At 72.8% G+C, this 15,091-nt stretch carries 8 protein-coding genes and 1 pseudogene; 5 read left to right on the top strand and 4 right to left on the bottom strand.

Going from position 1 to position 15,091, the window contains the following annotated elements:
- The first annotated feature begins 31 nt into the window (after positions 1-31).
- Positions 32-2,506, top strand: a complete 2,475-nt coding sequence (gene pcrA, locus JK364_RS19285) for a DNA helicase PcrA (RefSeq protein ID WP_201852355.1) — start codon at positions 32-34, stop codon at positions 2,504-2,506.
- Positions 2,507-2,639: 133 nt separating this feature from the next.
- Here pcrA and JK364_RS19280 read toward each other — a convergent pair whose 3' ends face one another.
- On the bottom strand, positions 2,640-4,409 hold the full coding sequence (locus JK364_RS19280; RefSeq protein ID WP_201852354.1) for a M23 family metallopeptidase: 1,770 nt from the start codon (positions 4,407-4,409) through the stop codon (positions 2,640-2,642).
- A gap of 196 nt (positions 4,410-4,605) precedes the next feature.
- Positions 4,606-5,382, bottom strand: a pseudogene (locus tag JK364_RS19275) (lipase family alpha/beta hydrolase); the annotation flags it as partial.
- A 558-nt stretch (positions 5,383-5,940) separates the two neighbouring features.
- On the opposite strand from JK364_RS19275, the gene icmB reads away from it, so the two are divergent.
- A complete protein-coding gene (icmB, locus tag JK364_RS19270) occupies positions 5,941-6,351 on the top strand; it encodes a coenzyme B12-dependent isobutyryl CoA mutase small subunit (protein ID WP_201852353.1) in 411 nt (136 codons plus the stop codon).
- Between the two features lie 123 nt (positions 6,352-6,474).
- Here icmB and JK364_RS19265 read toward each other — a convergent pair whose 3' ends face one another.
- Both JK364_RS19265 and JK364_RS19260 read right to left on the bottom strand, forming a co-directional pair.
- Complete coding sequence (locus JK364_RS19265; RefSeq protein WP_201852352.1) at positions 6,475-8,349, bottom strand: DUF5691 domain-containing protein; 1,875 nt, start codon at positions 8,347-8,349, stop codon at positions 6,475-6,477.
- Positions 8,346-9,785, bottom strand: coding sequence for an SWIM zinc finger family protein (locus JK364_RS19260; protein ID WP_201852351.1), 1,440 nt, complete (start codon positions 9,783-9,785; stop codon positions 8,346-8,348). The genes JK364_RS19265 and JK364_RS19260 overlap by 4 nt, the downstream gene beginning before the upstream one ends.
- A gap of 149 nt (positions 9,786-9,934) precedes the next feature.
- Here JK364_RS19260 and JK364_RS19255 point away from each other — a divergent pair, with 149 nt between their 5' ends.
- The 3 genes from JK364_RS19255 to JK364_RS19245 are packed head-to-tail and all read left to right on the top strand — an operon-like array spanning position 9,935 to position 14,987.
- The gene (locus tag JK364_RS19255) at positions 9,935-11,068 is read left to right on the top strand and encodes an ATP-binding protein (protein WP_307841335.1); all 1,134 of its coding nucleotides are present in this window, start codon (positions 9,935-9,937) and stop codon (positions 11,066-11,068) included.
- The gene (locus JK364_RS19250; RefSeq protein ID WP_201852349.1) at positions 11,065-13,698 is read left to right on the top strand and encodes a DUF5682 family protein; all 2,634 of its coding nucleotides are present in this window, start codon (positions 11,065-11,067) and stop codon (positions 13,696-13,698) included. Before JK364_RS19255 ends, JK364_RS19250 begins: the two co-directional genes overlap by 4 nt.
- Entirely contained in the window at positions 13,695-14,987 is a 1,293-nt protein-coding gene (locus tag JK364_RS19245) for a VWA domain-containing protein (RefSeq protein ID WP_230992186.1), read from the top strand. Before JK364_RS19250 ends, JK364_RS19245 begins: the two co-directional genes overlap by 4 nt.
- The last annotated feature ends 104 nt before the right edge of the window (positions 14,988-15,091 follow it).

Genomic DNA, 15,091 nt, shown 5'->3' with positions numbered 1-15,091 from the left:
TGTCAGTGGGGCGGCCTAGACTCGGGGAGCGATGAGCAGCCTCTTTGACGACAGCTTCCTGGCGGACCTCGGGCCTTCTTCGGACGAGGAGCGGCCACCGCCGCCCGAGGATTCGGCACACCCTGGCCACGGTGGCGCCGAGGACGTGCCGCATCACCTCTTCAGCGGCGATTTCGACGCGCCCGTGCCCCGGGAGGCCCACTACCGGGACGGCGCGGCCCGGCCCGCCGTGGACCCGTCCGCCCTGCTCGAGGGGTTGAACGAGCAGCAGCGGGCCGCCGTGGAGCACACCGGCTCGCCGCTGCTGATCGTCGCGGGCGCCGGCTCCGGCAAGACCCGGGTGCTCACCCACCGCATCGCGTATCTGCTCGGCGCCCGCTCCACCCACCCCGGCCAGATCCTCGCCATCACCTTCACCAACAAGGCGGCGGGCGAGATGAAGGAGCGCGTGGAGGAGCTCGTTGGCCCGCGGGCCAACGCCATGTGGGTGTCCACCTTCCACAGCGCCTGCGTCCGCATCCTGCGCCGGGAGTCGAAGAAGCTGGGCTTCACCTCGTCGTTCTCGATCTACGACGCGGCCGACTCCAAGCGGCTGATGTCGCTGGTCTGCCGGGATCTGGACCTCGACCCCAAGCGGTTCCCGCCGAAGTCCTTCAGCGCCAAGATCTCCAACCTCAAGAACGAGCTGATCGACGAGGAGACCTTCGCCGGGCAGGCCGCGGACGGCTTCGAGAAGACGCTCGCCGAGGCGTACGTGATGTACCAGGCCCGGCTGCGCGAGGCCAACGCGCTGGACTTCGACGACATCATCATGACCACGGTCAATCTGCTCCAGGCGTTCCCGGACGTCGCCGAGCACTACCGCCGCCGCTTCCGGCACGTCCTGGTGGACGAGTACCAGGACACCAACCACGCGCAGTACACACTCGTGCGCGAGCTGGTGGGCACCGACACCGAGGAGACCACGGCCGCCGAGCTGTGCGTGGTGGGCGACGCCGACCAGTCGATCTACGCCTTCCGGGGCGCCACGATCCGTAACATCCTCCAGTTCGAGGAGGACTACCCCACCGCGCGGACGATCCTCCTCGAGCAGAACTACCGCTCGACCCAGACCATCCTGAGCGCGGCCAACGCGGTCATCGAGCGCAATGAGAACCGCCGCCCGAAGAACCTGTGGACGGACGCCGGCGCCGGGGCCGAGATCATCGGCTATGTGGCCGACACCGAGCACGACGAGGCCCAGTTCGTCGCCGACGAGATCGACCGGCTGACGGACGCGGGCGACGCCAAGGCCGGGGACGTGGCGGTCTTCTACCGCACCAACGCCCAGTCCCGTGTCTTCGAAGAGGTCTTCATCCGCGTCGGACTGCCGTACAAGGTCGTCGGCGGTGTGCGCTTCTACGAGCGCAAGGAGGTCCGGGACGTCCTCGCCTATCTGCGGGTGCTGGCCAACCCCGAGGACTCCGTCCCGCTCCGCCGGATCCTGAACGTGCCCAAGCGCGGCATCGGCGAGCGCGCGGAGGCCATGATCGACGCGCTGTCGCTGCGCGAGAAGATCACCTTCCCGCAGGCGCTGCGCCGGGTCGACGAGGCGTACGGCATGGCGGCCCGCTCGGCCAACGCCGTCAAGCGGTTCAACACGCTCATGGAGGAGCTGCACACCATCGTGGAGTCCGCGGCGGGCCCGGCCACCGTCCTGGAGGCGGTGCTGGAGCGCACCGGCTATCTGGCCGAGCTCCAGGCGTCCACCGACCCGCAGGACGAGACCCGGATCGAGAACCTCCAGGAGCTCGCCGCCGTGGCCCTGGAGTTCGAGCAGGACCGCGGCGAGGAGAACCCCGGCACCCTCGCGGACTTCCTGGAGCAGGTCGCGCTCGTCGCCGACTCCGACCAGATCCCCGACGAGGACACCGAGGGCTCCGGCGTGATCACGCTGATGACCCTGCACACGGCGAAGGGTCTGGAGTTCCCGGTCGTCTTCCTCAGCGGCATGGAGGACGGCGTCTTCCCGCATATGCGGGCGCTCGGCCAGACCAAGGAGCTGGAGGAGGAGCGGCGGCTGGCCTATGTCGGGATCACCCGGGCCCGCGAGCGGCTCTATCTGACCCGCTCGACGATGCGCAGCGCCTGGGGACAGCCCGCGTACAACCCGCCGTCCCGCTTCCTGGAGGAGATCCCGGACCAGTATGTGCGCTGGCGGCGCACCGGGCCCGCCACCCCGTCCGCGTCCATGGGCGGCATCGCCTCGACCCCGCCGTCGGGGCTGTCGTCCGGTCTGTCGACGTCGCGTTCGCGCACCGGGGGCAGCGGGTTCGCCACCCGGCGGGCCAAGGAGCGCCCGGTGGTCGCCCTGGCCATCGGCGACCGGGTCACCCATGACACGTTCGGGCTCGGCACGGTGGTGGCGGTCAAGGGCAGCGGGGACAACGCGGAGGCGACGATCGACTTCGGCGAGGAGAAGCCGAAGCGGCTGCTGCTGCGGTACGCACCGGTGGAGAAGCTGTAGCGGGAGGCCGTCGAGAGGCCGGCGGGGGGCTGGTAGGGGCTGGACGCCGAGGCTGTAGCGCGCTGGGGGGCGCGCTACGGCGGCGCTGTCCGTCGACTCTGCCGGAGGGTGGTCCTGCCGGGGCGCTGCCGGATCAGGTCGGGTCGAGGCCGTGGCCGCGCAGCCAGGGCAGCGGGTCGATGGCCGCGCCACCGCCGGGGTGGACCTCGAAGTGCAGATGCGGGCCGGTGGAGTTACCGGAGTTACCGGAGTACGCGATGGTCTCCCCGGCCTTGACGGTCCCGGAGCGGATCTTGGCGCTGCTGAGGTGGCAGTACCAGGTCTCCGTGCCGTCCGGGCTGGTCAGAACGACCATATTGCCGTAGGCGTCGTTCCACTGGGTCGCCACGGTGCCGTCGGTGGCGGCCATCACGGGCGTCCCGTAGCTCACCGGGAAGTCGATGCCGGTGTGCACCGACATCCAGTTGATACCGGCCTGGCCGAACTGGGCGCTCAGGCCGTGCTGGGCGACGGGCAGCGCGAACTTCGGGCGCAGCGCTTCCTTACGTGCCGCCTCGGCCACCTTGCGCTTCTTCTCGGCGGCCTGGCGCGCCTGGAGGTCGATCCGCTCCTGGGTGCGGCTGGCGCGGTCGCGGAAGTCGTCGGCGCCCTCGCGGACCCCGGCGAGCTGGGAGTCCAGCTTGCTGTTGGCGACAGAGGGCTTCACGGGGGCCGCCGCGGTGTCGGGGGCGGCCTGAGTGGTGGACTCGTCCTTCTTGTCGCTCCCCACGCCGCTGACCGAGGCGGCGGCCACGGCGGTGACGCCCAGGGCGCAGACGGAGGGGACGGCGACGGTGAGCAGCGCGGAGCGCTTGGGGCGGGGCGAGGGGGTACGGCGGCGGCCGCGTCCCACCTCCCGGCGAGGGGAGGGGGCGGATTCCCGCATGACCGCCGCCTCGGGTTCAGGTTCCGCTTCGGGGCCGGGATCGTACGGCTGGTCGGTCTCGTTGACCGGCTCGAAGACGGCGGTGTGCTCGAACGCGCCGGGCTGCTCGGGGCTGACGACCTGCTCGGGGCTGACGACCTGCTCGAACGCGGCGGTCTCGTCGTAGGCGGCGGTCTGCTCGAACGCGGCGGTCTGGTCGAAGGCGTTGGTCTGGTCGTAGGCGTTGGGCTCGAAGCCGGCCGTCTGGTCGTAGGCGTTGGGCTCGTGCTCGGGCTGGTCGAAGCCGGAGTGGTGGTCGAGCCCCTGCTGGTCGAACCCCGGATGGTTCAGACCGGAGTGGTCGTACTGCCCCTCGTCCACGGTCCCGTAGACGGAGGTGTCCCAGACCTGGGTCTGGCCGGTGTCCACGCCCGAGGCGTACGTCTCGGCCTCGTACCCCACCCCGTGGTCCCACTGATCTGGCATCTCGGTGTGGCCGGTGGCGCCCGTGCCCCAGGCGCCGGCGTCCCACTGGGCGCCGGTCTCGGCGTCCTGCTGGGCGGGGATGCCGGTCGGCAGGTGATAGCCGGAGGCGCCCCACATCGCGGTGGTGTCGTAGGCGCCGGAGTCGTAGTGGGCCGTGTCGTGGTGGCCGGTGTCGTGGCCCAGGTCGTAGTGGCCGGTGGGGTACGACCCGGTCTGGTGGTGCTGGTCGACCGTGGCCCACTGCGAGGCGTCGTACTGACCGCTGTGGGCGCCCTGCCCGCCGTCGTAGGCGCCCGGAAGCGCGCCGAAGAGCGGATCGCTGTCGCCGTAGAGCGGGTCACCGTCCCCGTAGGCGGTCGCCGGGTGGGCGAAGTTGCCGGTGGAGTACCCGTCGTACCCGACGTAGCCGTGCGCTGTGTCCTGCTGCTGACCGTAAGCCCCGTCGTACGGATACGAGGCGTCGGGAGCGGGGACGGTCGGAGAGGCCCCCGACGGGTGACGGTCGTTCACCACCAACTTCTCTTTCGCCTCGGCTGCAGGAGAATTAGCGGCGACTGTACCCGGCAGTACGCGGCAGCGACAATCTTCCGTGAGTTTTGAGCATCTCGGCAAAGGGCATTTGGCCGTCTTTCGGCTGACTGTACGTGGATCCTTGGCCGGATGTTCGATTGACGTTCGGCAATTCCGAGGCTTCTGAACCATCCGGAACCGCGCTGGAGGCGTCCGCCGGCGCCTCGTCGGCGACGTCCAGGGCCCCGTGGATGCGGGCGGCCACGGAGAAATGCACCGCCAGGGCGAGATGTCCGATTCCGTTGACGCGGATGTTCTGGGAGATCACATCCGGATGGTCTATCCGGGCCGTCTCCTTCGGGATCATCAACTGATCCGCATCGCTCCAGAAAGCGATGAATCGCGTACGGCAATCGGGGGCAGGCTGTCGCAACTCCGTTATCACCGAGGAGTCCGGGCACATCTGACGCACGAGTGGATGTACGGACAACAGGGGCGCGATACGCGTGCCGCCATGCGGGGCGCCGAGCGTCACCAGGGTGTGGACGCGGGCGTCCCCGCCGAGACGCTGGGCGTAGTAACGGGCGATCAGACCGCCCAGGCTGTGCCCGATGACATCCACCTGGCCGTGGCCGGTACGGGCACAGATCTCCTCGACATGGCGGCCGAGCAGCGCGGCGGCGGTGCGGAGGTCGCACAGCAGCGGCGAGTAGTTGAGCGCCTCGATGTGCTGACGGCCGTGGCGGCCGAGCGAGCGGCGCAGCGGGAGGAAGACGGACCGGTTGTCGATGAAGCCGTGGAGAAGCAGAACGGGTCGGTGGGCCGGGCCGTCCATGGGGAGACAGGGCGCCGTACCGGGTGGGCGCTCCTGCCGCAGCCCGGTCGGGTAGAGCAGCAGATGCCCTGCGAGCAGCGCCAGGTCGAGGGCGATGGCCCGGATGTGCCGGGTGTTCCGGATGTTCTGTGTGCTCTGGATGCTCTGGCTGCTCTGCTGGTTGTTCTGGTTGTTCTGGTTGTGTATGAGGCCCATGGCGGCCGACCTCCCGCGACGCGGCGCACGAGAGGCGGCTGGAGGCTCCCCCCGAATGCCCTCATGGGCAGCCGTTCGCTTCGGTCGTGCCGGTCGTGGTCATGGGCTCCGGCCAGGGCGACGACTTCGGCCGCGCGGTGGCCCGATGCCCGGCACCGCACGGTGAATGGCGCTGTGACCGCATGACGCAGGACCGCCCGTCGCACCGCGGCGCCATGCGGCTCGCGGCGGCGCTGCGCGGTGCGACGGTCCCCGCTGCGGCTCCCCTGATGTGGCCGGCCCGAGCGTATGCGGCGTCCGTGCGGCGGATGCGCGATGCGTGGGTGCGATGCGCGTGTGCGATGCGCGCGGATGCGGATGCGGGTACGGGTGCGGCCTTCAGTGAACGTGTCCCACGTGTGATTTCCCCCTCGCCGCGCGCCGCGAAACTGCCGGGTAGGGGATGCTGGGGATAACGTTCGTTCACGTCGATGTGGGCGGGGGTGTGACGGTTTGGAGGCTGCGATGGGTGTGACCGGACCGATCCGTGTGGTGGTGGCCAAGCCGGGGCTGGACGGCCATGACCGTGGTGCGAAGGTGATCGCGCGGGCACTGCGCGACGCGGGCATGGAGGTCATCTACACCGGGCTCCACCAGACCCCCGAGCAGATCGTCGACACCGCGATCCAGGAGGACGCCGACGCGATCGGGCTGTCCATTCTGTCCGGTGCCCATATGACCCTGTTCGCCAAGGTGCTGGAGCTGCTGCGGGAGCGCGAAGCAGAGGACATCAAGGTCTTCGGCGGCGGGATCATCCCCGAGGCGGACATTCCCCCGCTCAAGGAGCAGGGCGTCGCCGAGATCTTCACCCCGGGCGCGACCACGACAGCCATCGTCGACTGGGTCCGCGAAAACGTCCGCCCGGTGGCCGCCTGACCCGCCGCGTGGCTCTCGCCCGGGGCCTGTCGCACTGCTCTCGCCCCGGGCCTGAGTCCCGGATCCTGAACCAAGCACACGCCCCGAGCCCAGGGCGTCCCACGAGCCGGAGGCCGGGCCGGGTCAGTTCGGGTCGAGCTCCGCTCGCATCGCCTCTCTCAGCCGGAGCGTGCCCACCAGGCGTTGGAATGCCTCCGCCCAATAGCCACCGGCACCGGGCGCCGCTCCCTCTCTCTCGTCCGGTATCGCCGTCAGTACTTCGAGGCGGTCCGCCTGGGTCGGGTCCAGGCAGCGCTCGGCCAGGCCCATGACGCCGCTGAAGCTCCAGGGGTAGCTGCCCGCGTCGCGCGCGATGTCCAGGGCGTCGACGACGGCCCGGCCCAGGGGCTCGGCCCAGGGCACCGCGCACACCCCGAGCAGCCGAAAGGCGTCGGACAGGCCATGGGACGCGATGAACTCGGCGACCCACTCCGCCCGCTCCCCGGCGGGCAGCGCGGAGAGCAGCTTCGCCGGGTCGCGCCAGGCGGCGGGGGCCGCCTCCCCGGCGGTGACCGGCGCGACCGCCGGGGCGCCGAGCAGCGCACGGCACCACTCGGCGCTGCGCTGCCGCACGGCGGCCCGGCACCAGGCCGCGTGCAGATCCGCCTGCCAGCCGTCCGCGACGGGCAGCGCCACGATTTCGGCGGGACCCCGTCCGCCGAACCACTCGGTCCAGCGGTCCAGCGGGGTCGCCTCCACCAACTGGCCCAGCCACCAGGACCGTTTCCCCCGGCCGGAGGGCGGCTTGGGCACGATGCCGTCGCGCTGCATTCCGCTGTCGCACTCGTCCGGCGGGCGGACGGTTATCCGGGGCGTCCGTTCGGCGGCCGTCAGCTCGTCGGAGGTTTGTTCGGCGGCGGTCCGTTCGGCAGCCGTCCGTTCGTCGGAGGTCCGCTCGTCGCCCGTCCGCCCGTCGGCGGTCCGCCCGTCGTAGCTTCGCCCGTCGGCGGTCCGCCCGTCGCCGGTTGACCCCTCGGCGGTCAGCCCATCAGCGGTCAGCCCATCAGCGGTCGGCTCATCCGTGGTCAGCGACACACAGCCCCGCGACCGCTCGGCCATGCGTGCGGCGAGCGCCGAGTCGGGGAGTGCGGAGAGCAGCTCGGCGGCGGTCGCCCGGACGTTCCGGCTGCGGTCGGACAGCGCCTGTTCGAGGAACGGCTCGTCGGACGGGGAGAGATCGTCACGCAGCGAGTCCAGGAACATCAGCCGGTCCTCGGCGCGCTCGGTCGACCAGGTGCCGCTGAGCAGCGCCAGCCCCGCCGCCGGGTCGCGGTGGCGGGCCGCCGCCAGCAGCGACACCCGCTCGGCGAACAGCCCCTCCTCCCACAGCCGCTGTTCCTCGTCCGGTGCGGAGACCGCCCCGGACGGCTCCGGGATCGATCCGGACGTCCGGCCCGCCGCGCCCCGCAGCGCGAACTTCCAGTCCGGGTTGAGCCGGGCCAGCCACAGCGCACGCGGCCCGCCCAGCGTCAGTGCCTCGGCGCGCAGATCGGTGCGGGCACGGGCCGCGTCGAGCAGCGCCGGAAGCAGCGCGTCCGGCACGCGATAGCCGTGGTGATTGGCCAGCGCGAGCCACTGCGGCAGCAGCTCGGCGAGGTCGGGCGCGGAGCGCGAACCGCCGCGCCCCGGCGCCGAACGGTCGGCGAGCAGCAGCGCCAGCCTGCTGCGGGCAGCCGCGGGCAGCGCCGGCCGCGGATCCTCGGGCGCCCGGCCCGGCCCCGGCCGGGCGGGCGCGGGACGCAGCCCGGCCCGCCGCCGCACCGTGCTGAGCGCGGCCGCGTCCAGCAGGGCGGATGGCACGTTCTGCCCGGGGCGCGGCGCGACGGGCGGGGTGCGCCGCTCGGTGCCGAGCAGCGCGGCCGCGACGAGATCGTCCCAGGACGCGGTGGACGCGGTGGATGCGACGGGCGTGCTGGACGCGACGGGCGCGCTGGACGCGACGGGCGTCGTACTGGTCAACGGGTGCCTCCCTGCGCTGCCGTGCCGATGAGCGAGACGGGGGTCGGATCCCAGGTGGTGATGGGGGAGAAGCCGCGATGGCCGCACTCACCGAAGACGGTGACCGGGCCACCACCGGATATCGCCATCAGCTGCCACAGATCGGCGCGCCCCGCGCAGCGCGGATCGACGGGCAGCGCCGAGCCGCTCCGCTCGTCCGCCAGCTGCCATCCGTCGTCCCCCGGCACCGGCACCACCTCGGCGAGCACCACCGGCCAGCCGTCCAGCCACGGATCCTCCCCGAGCGCCGCCCCATAGGCCGCCAGCGCGGTCTCGACAGCGCACCCCTCGGGGGCTGGAGGCGCCGTAGCGGGCGGGGCCTCCGCCACCTCCTCGTGCCGGGTGCCGATCGCCGCCCGCAGCGGCCGGGCCGCCGGGTAATAGACGAGGTCCGCGTCGAGCACCAGGCCGGTGGGCAGCGCGAGCTCGGGGGACTGGCCGGGGGTGCTGAACGAGAGCAGCAGCGCCATACGGTGCGTACGCTCGCCCCGCAGCCAGATCCGGCGCGTGGTCAGCCTGCCGTCCGTGCCGTCCTGGCGGCCCAGGACCAGCCAGCGGTCCCGGATCGCCTCCTCCGTCGCCAGCAGCTCGGCCACCGGTGTCGTGAGGCCCACGCGGGTGCGCGTAGTGGCGGCCAGCTTCTCCGGGAGGCCGTCCAGGTGGAGAAAGCCCTGGTTGAGCAGGTGGGCCAGTGCGCACTCCGCCAGCAGTCGGCCGGGCCACCCCGGACCGGACGACGGAATCGCGGCCAGCTCCCGCACCCGCGCCTCAAGACCCGGTGCCTGGGCGTCGATCATCCGCGCGGCCGTCTCGTCCCACGCCCCGTACCCGGCGCGGTCGGCGGAGGCCAGACCGTCGCGGAGCAGATCGGCGAGCCGCCGCTCCAACTCCGTGGCGCCCGCGGCGATGCGCTGGACCCGCCGCTCGGCGCGGCGGCGCGCCGCCTCCGGATCGGCCGCGCCTCCGCTCCCCCCTTTTCCCGCACCGTCCCCCGTCCCGCCGCCGGGGCCCGGGCCCCCATCCCGGGCCCCGGCGACGAGCTTTTCGGCCCGCTCCCGCCGGTCGCCGAGCCACTGCCCGGCCCACTCCGGCGGCTCCCCGCCCGCGGGCACGCCCCCCTCGCCGGACGCCCACAACAGCAGCAGACCCAGCGCGTGCTTGCACGGGAACTTCCGGCTCGGACAACTGCACCGATATCCGGGCCCGTTCAGATCGACCACCGTCTGGTACGGCTTGCTGCCGCTGCCCGCGCACAGCCCCCACACCGCCTGCCCGTGCGCGCCCGCGCCCGACCACTTGCCGGCCGCGGCGAGCCTGCCGCCCGCCGTGCGCGACGCGGCGTCAGGAGCCAGGGCCAGCACCTGTTCCGCCGTCCAGCGTTCCCCCTGCGGATTCATGTCTGCGACGGTACGGGCACCCACTGACAATCGCTTTGACCTGCGCATTCCCTGACGGAGGGCCGGTTGTCAGTGGGGTGGTGCAGTGTGGTTCACGCGTCCGGAAACGGAACGAGGAAACGAGTCGTGGGGGAGCTGTGACCGTCACTGTGCCCGGAACCGAATCCACCGATACGAGCGGGGCGGCAGGGGCCGCCGGAGCCGCGGAAGCGCTGCGTCCACACGCGGAGGACGCCTTCGCCGCCGAGCTGAGCGCGCTGGCCGCCGCCGACGACCGCCCGCGGCCCGCACGATGGCGGCTGTCGCCGTGGGCGGTCGCCACCTATCTGCTCGGCGGCACGCTGCCCGACGGCACCGTGATCACACCCAAGTACGTGGGCCCGCGCCGCATCGTCGAGGTCGCCGTCACCACCCTCGCGACCGACCGCGCCCTGCTGTTGCTGGGCGTGCCCGGCACCGCCAAGACATGGGTCTCGGAGCATCTGGCGGCGGCGGTCAGCGGTGACTCGACCCTCCTGGTCCAGGGCACCGCCGGGACACCCGAGGAGGCCATCCGGTACGGGTGGAACTACGCCCGGCTCCTCGCCCACGGCCCGAGCCGGGACGCGCTCGTGCCGAGCCCGGTGATGCGCGCGATGGCGGACGGCATGACCGCGCGCGTGGAGGAGCTGACCCGCGTCCCGGCCGATGTGCAGGACACGCTGATCACCATCCTGTCCGAGAAGACGCTGCCGATCCCGGAGCTGGGGGCGGAGGTCCAGGCGGTCCGCGGCTTCAATCTGATCGCCACCGCCAACGACCGCGACCGCGGGGTCAACGAACTCTCCAGCGCCCTGCGCCGCCGCTTCAACACGGTCATACTGCCGCTGCCCGCGACCCCGGAGGACGAGGTCGACATCGTCTCCCGCCGCGTCGCCCAGATCGGCCGCTCGCTGGAGCTCCCGGAGCTCCCGGAGGGCGTCGAGGAGATCCGCCGGGTGGTCACGGTCTTCCGCGAGCTGCGCGACGGAGTGACCGGCGACGGCCGTACGAAGCTGAAGTCGCCCTCGGGCACGCTGTCCACGGCCGAGGCCATCTCCGTGGTCACCGGCGGCCTCGCCCTCGCCGCCCACTTCGGCGACGGCGTGCTCAGGTCGGGCGATGTGGCCGCGGGCATCCTGGGCGCGGTCGTCCGCGACCCTGCGGCCGACCGCGTCATCTGGCAGGAGTACCTGGAGACGGTGGTCCGTGAGCGCGAGGGCTGGAAGGACTTCTACCGCGCGTGCCGAGAGGTGACCGCATGACGGGCGCCCCACGGGCGCGGGCCACCGGCCCGCTGCTGCTGGGCGTGCGGCACCACGGGCCCGGGTCGGCGCGAGCGGTACGGGCCGCGCTGGAGGCGTGCCCACCGCGCGTGGTGCTGATCGAGGGGCCGCCGGAGGCGGACGCGATCGTGGGGCTCGCCGCCGAGAAGGACATGCGTCCGCCGGTCGCGCTGCTCGCCCATGCCGCGGACGATCCGGGGCGCGCCGGATTCTGGCCGCTGGCCGGGTTCTCCCCGGAGTGGGCGGCCATCCAGTGGGCGCTGGCCCATGAGGTTCCGGTGCGATTCATCGATCTCCCGGCGGCCAACTCGCTGGCCATGGCGGCGAAGAAGCCCCCGGCGCCCGCGCCCGCCCCGGCGGTTGAGCCCGCCCCGGCTGGTCCATCCGATCCGGCTGGTCCTTCCGATCCGGCCGGTCCCTCGGCCCCGGCGGCTGAGCCGGGCCCGCTCGATCCGGTGGACCCCGGTAACCAGGCCGCCCCAGGCGACCAGGTGGCTCCAGGCGACCAGACCGCCCCGGCCGCCGCCTCCGCCGAGCGGATGCGTGTCGATCCACTGGCCGTCCTCTCCGAGGCTGCCGGATACGACGACCCGGAGCGCTGGTGGGAGGACGTCATCGAGCACCGCGGCACCGGCGGCGCGGAGGCGTTCACGGCCGTGGCGGAGGCCATGGAGGCGCTGCGCGCCGAGTACGGGCACGGCGGGCACGAGGACGACGCCGTGCGCGAGGCCCATATGCGGCTGCGGCTGCGCGAGGCGCGGCGGGAGTTCGGGGACGAGGTCGCGGTCGTCTGCGGGGCCTGGCACGTACCGGCGCTGGGAGAGCGGACCACCGCGACCGCCGACCGGAAGCTCCTCAAGGGGCTGCCCAAGGTCAAGACCGAGATCAGCTGGGTGCCGTGGACGCACCGGCGGCTGGCCCGGCACAGCGGATACGGGGCGGGCATCACCTCGCCCGGCTGGTACGACCATCTCTTCCACGCCCCGGACCGGCCCGTCGAGCGCTGGCTCACCAAGGTCGCCGGGCTGCTGCGGGACGAGGACTTCGCGGTGTCCTCGGCCCATGTCATCGAGGCCGTAAGGCTCGCCGAAACCCTGGCCGCCATGCGCGGACGCCCGCTCGCCGGGCTCGCCGAGACCCTCGACGCCGTGAGAGCGGTGATGTGCGACGGCTCCGATGTGCCGATCGCGCTCGTACGGGATCGGCTCGTGGTCGGCGACATCCTGGGCGAAGTGCCCGAGTCGGCTCCGGCGGTGCCGCTCCAGCGCGATCTGACGCGCACCCAGCGCTCGCTGCGGCTCAAGCCCGAGGCGCTGGAGCGCGAGCTGGAGCTGGACCTGCGCAAGGAGACCGACGCGGGACGCAGCCGTCTGCTGCACCGGCTGCGGCTCCTCGGGGTCGACTGGGGCGCCCCGGCCGTCTCGCGCGGCAGCACCGGCACCTTCAGGGAGACCTGGCGGCTGCGGTGGGAGCCGGAGCTGGCCGTGCGGGTCGCCGAGGCGGGGGTGTGGGGCACCACGGTGCTGTCGGCGGCCACCGCCAAGGCGGAGACCGAGGCCCGGAGCGCCAAGGGGCTCGCCGAGGTGACCGAGCTGGCCGAGCGCTGTCTGCTCGCCGGGCTCTCCGGGGCCCTCCCCATCGTGATGCGCTCGCTCGCCGACCGGGCCGCGCTCGACGCGGACGTCGGCCATCTCGCCCAGGCCCTGCCCGCCCTGGTGCGTTCGGTGCGCTACGGGGACGTACGGGGCACCGACACCGCCGCGCTCGGCGAGGTCGCGGTCGGGCTGGCCGAGCGGATCCTGGTCGGGCTGCCGCCCGCCTGTGTCGGCCTCGACGCCGACGGCGCCGCCGAGATGCGCCGCCATATGGAGGCCGTGCACCGGGCGATCGCCCTGCTGTCGGAAACAGAGATGGCCGGGACGGAGACGGGGACCGGGACAGAAACCGGGACGCAGCCACACACGCAGCCACACACGCAGACCGACATGTCGACAACGGGCATGTCGACAACGGAGACGCGGTCAGCCGAGCCTCGCGCCGCCGACGGTCTGCGGGCCCGCTGGGCGGCCATGTTGCGCAACCTCGCCGGGCGGGACGGCACCCCCGCCACCCCCGGCCTGATCCGGGGCCGCGCCGCGCGGCTGCTGCTGGACGACGGCCGGCTGGCCGAGGACGAGGCGGCCCGGCTGATGGGGCTCGCGCTCTCGCCCGGCACCCAGCCGCCCGAAGCGGCCTCCTGGATCGAGGGGTTCATCGGTGGTGGCGCGGGCGGCGGCATGTTGCTGGTCCACGACGAGCGGCTGCTCGGCCTGGTCGACCGCTGGCTGATCTCCGTTCCCGCCGAGGCGTTCACCGACGTCCTGCCGCTGCTGCGGCGCACCTTCTCCGCGTACGACACCGGCGTGCGCCGCACCCTGGGCGAGCTGGTCCGCCGGGGCCCCGCGGCCGACGGGCCCACCGGCGTTGGCGGCCAAGGCGCCCCCGCCGCACCCGGCTTCGGACCCGGGCTGGACCCGGACCGCGCGGCGGCCGTCGTACCGACGGTGCGGCTGCTGCTGGGTCTCGATCCCGTCCCGCACGCCAACGACTCCATGGAGGCAGCCCGATGACGCACGGCGCCCCTCACGGCGATGCCGCTCCCCACGTCGATGCCGACCCCCACGGGGACCCTGTTCTCAACCACGCCCACCCCCAGACCGACCAGGAACGGCTGCGGCGCTGGCGGCTGGTGCTCGGCGGCCAGGGCGCCGACGGCACCGGCTGTTCGCTCAGCGGGGCCGATGCCGCCATGGACCGCACGCTCGAGGCCCTCTACGGCTCCGGAGGCGGTGACGGCGCAGGCGGCAGCGGCACGGCGGCCGGGCGCAGCGGCGGTTCCCAGGGCGCCGGGAGCGGTGCGCGCTCCGGCGGGCTCGGCGGCTCCGCACCCCAAGTGGCCCGCTGGCTCGGCGACATCCGTACGTACTTCCCCACCTCCGTCGTCCAGGTCATGCAGCGCGATGCCATCGACCGGCTGGGGCTGTCCGCCCTGCTGCTGGAGCCGGAGATGCTGGAGGCCGTGGAGGCGGACGTCCATCTCGTGGGCACGCTGCTGTCGCTCAACAAGGCGATGCCGGAGACGACCAAGAACACCGCGCGGGCCGTTGTCCGTAAGGTCGTCGAGGATCTGGAGAAGCGGCTGGCCACCCGCACTCGCGCCACCCTTACCGGAGCGCTCGACCGCTCGGCCCGGATCAGCCGCCCGCGCCACCGGGACATCGACTGGGACCGCACCATCCGGGCCAACCTCAAGAACTACCTGCCCGATCACCGGACGGTCGTCCCCGAGCGGCTCATCGGATACGGCCGGGCCGCGCGCGGGGTGAAGAAGGACGTGGTGCTGTGCGTCGACCAGTCGGGGTCGATGGCCGCGTCCGTGGTCTACGCCTCGGTCTTCGGCGCCGTGCTCGCCTCGATGCGCTCCCTCGCCACCCGGCTGGTCGTCTTCGACACCTCCGTGGTCGACCTGACCGAGGAGCTCGACGATCCGGTGGACGTCCTCTTCGGCACCCAACTCGGCGGCGGCACCGACATCAACCGCGCGCTGGCCTACTGCCAGTCGCAGATCACCCGGCCCGCCGACACCGTCGTCGTCCTCATCAGCGACCTCTACGAGGGCGGCATACGCGAGGAGATGCTGGGCCGGGTCGCCGCGATGAAGGCGTCCGGGGTGCAGTTCGTGACGCTGCTCGCGCTGTCCGACGAGGGGGCGCCGAGCTACGACCGCGAGCACGCGGCGGCGCTCGCCGCGCTGGGCGCGCCCGCCTTCGCCTGCACCCCCGATCTCTTCCCCGACGTGATGGCCGCGGCCATCGAACGACGCCAACTGCCTATACCGGACATGGCGATGCATCAGTGATCCGGGGCTTGCGCCGACCCCTGTGGGTCGTGCAAGGATCAACCCCGTCGCCCAGGACATGAATCCAGCCATCCGGTTGGCGATGTCGTCCTGTTCCGGCGGCC

This window comes from Streptomyces endocoffeicus, from assembly GCF_016741935.1.
Classification (GTDB): domain Bacteria; phylum Actinomycetota; class Actinomycetes; order Streptomycetales; family Streptomycetaceae; genus Streptomyces; species Streptomyces endocoffeicus.
The sequence above is the reverse complement of the archived record's forward strand: the minus strand, read 5'-3'. Positions and strand labels throughout refer to the sequence as shown.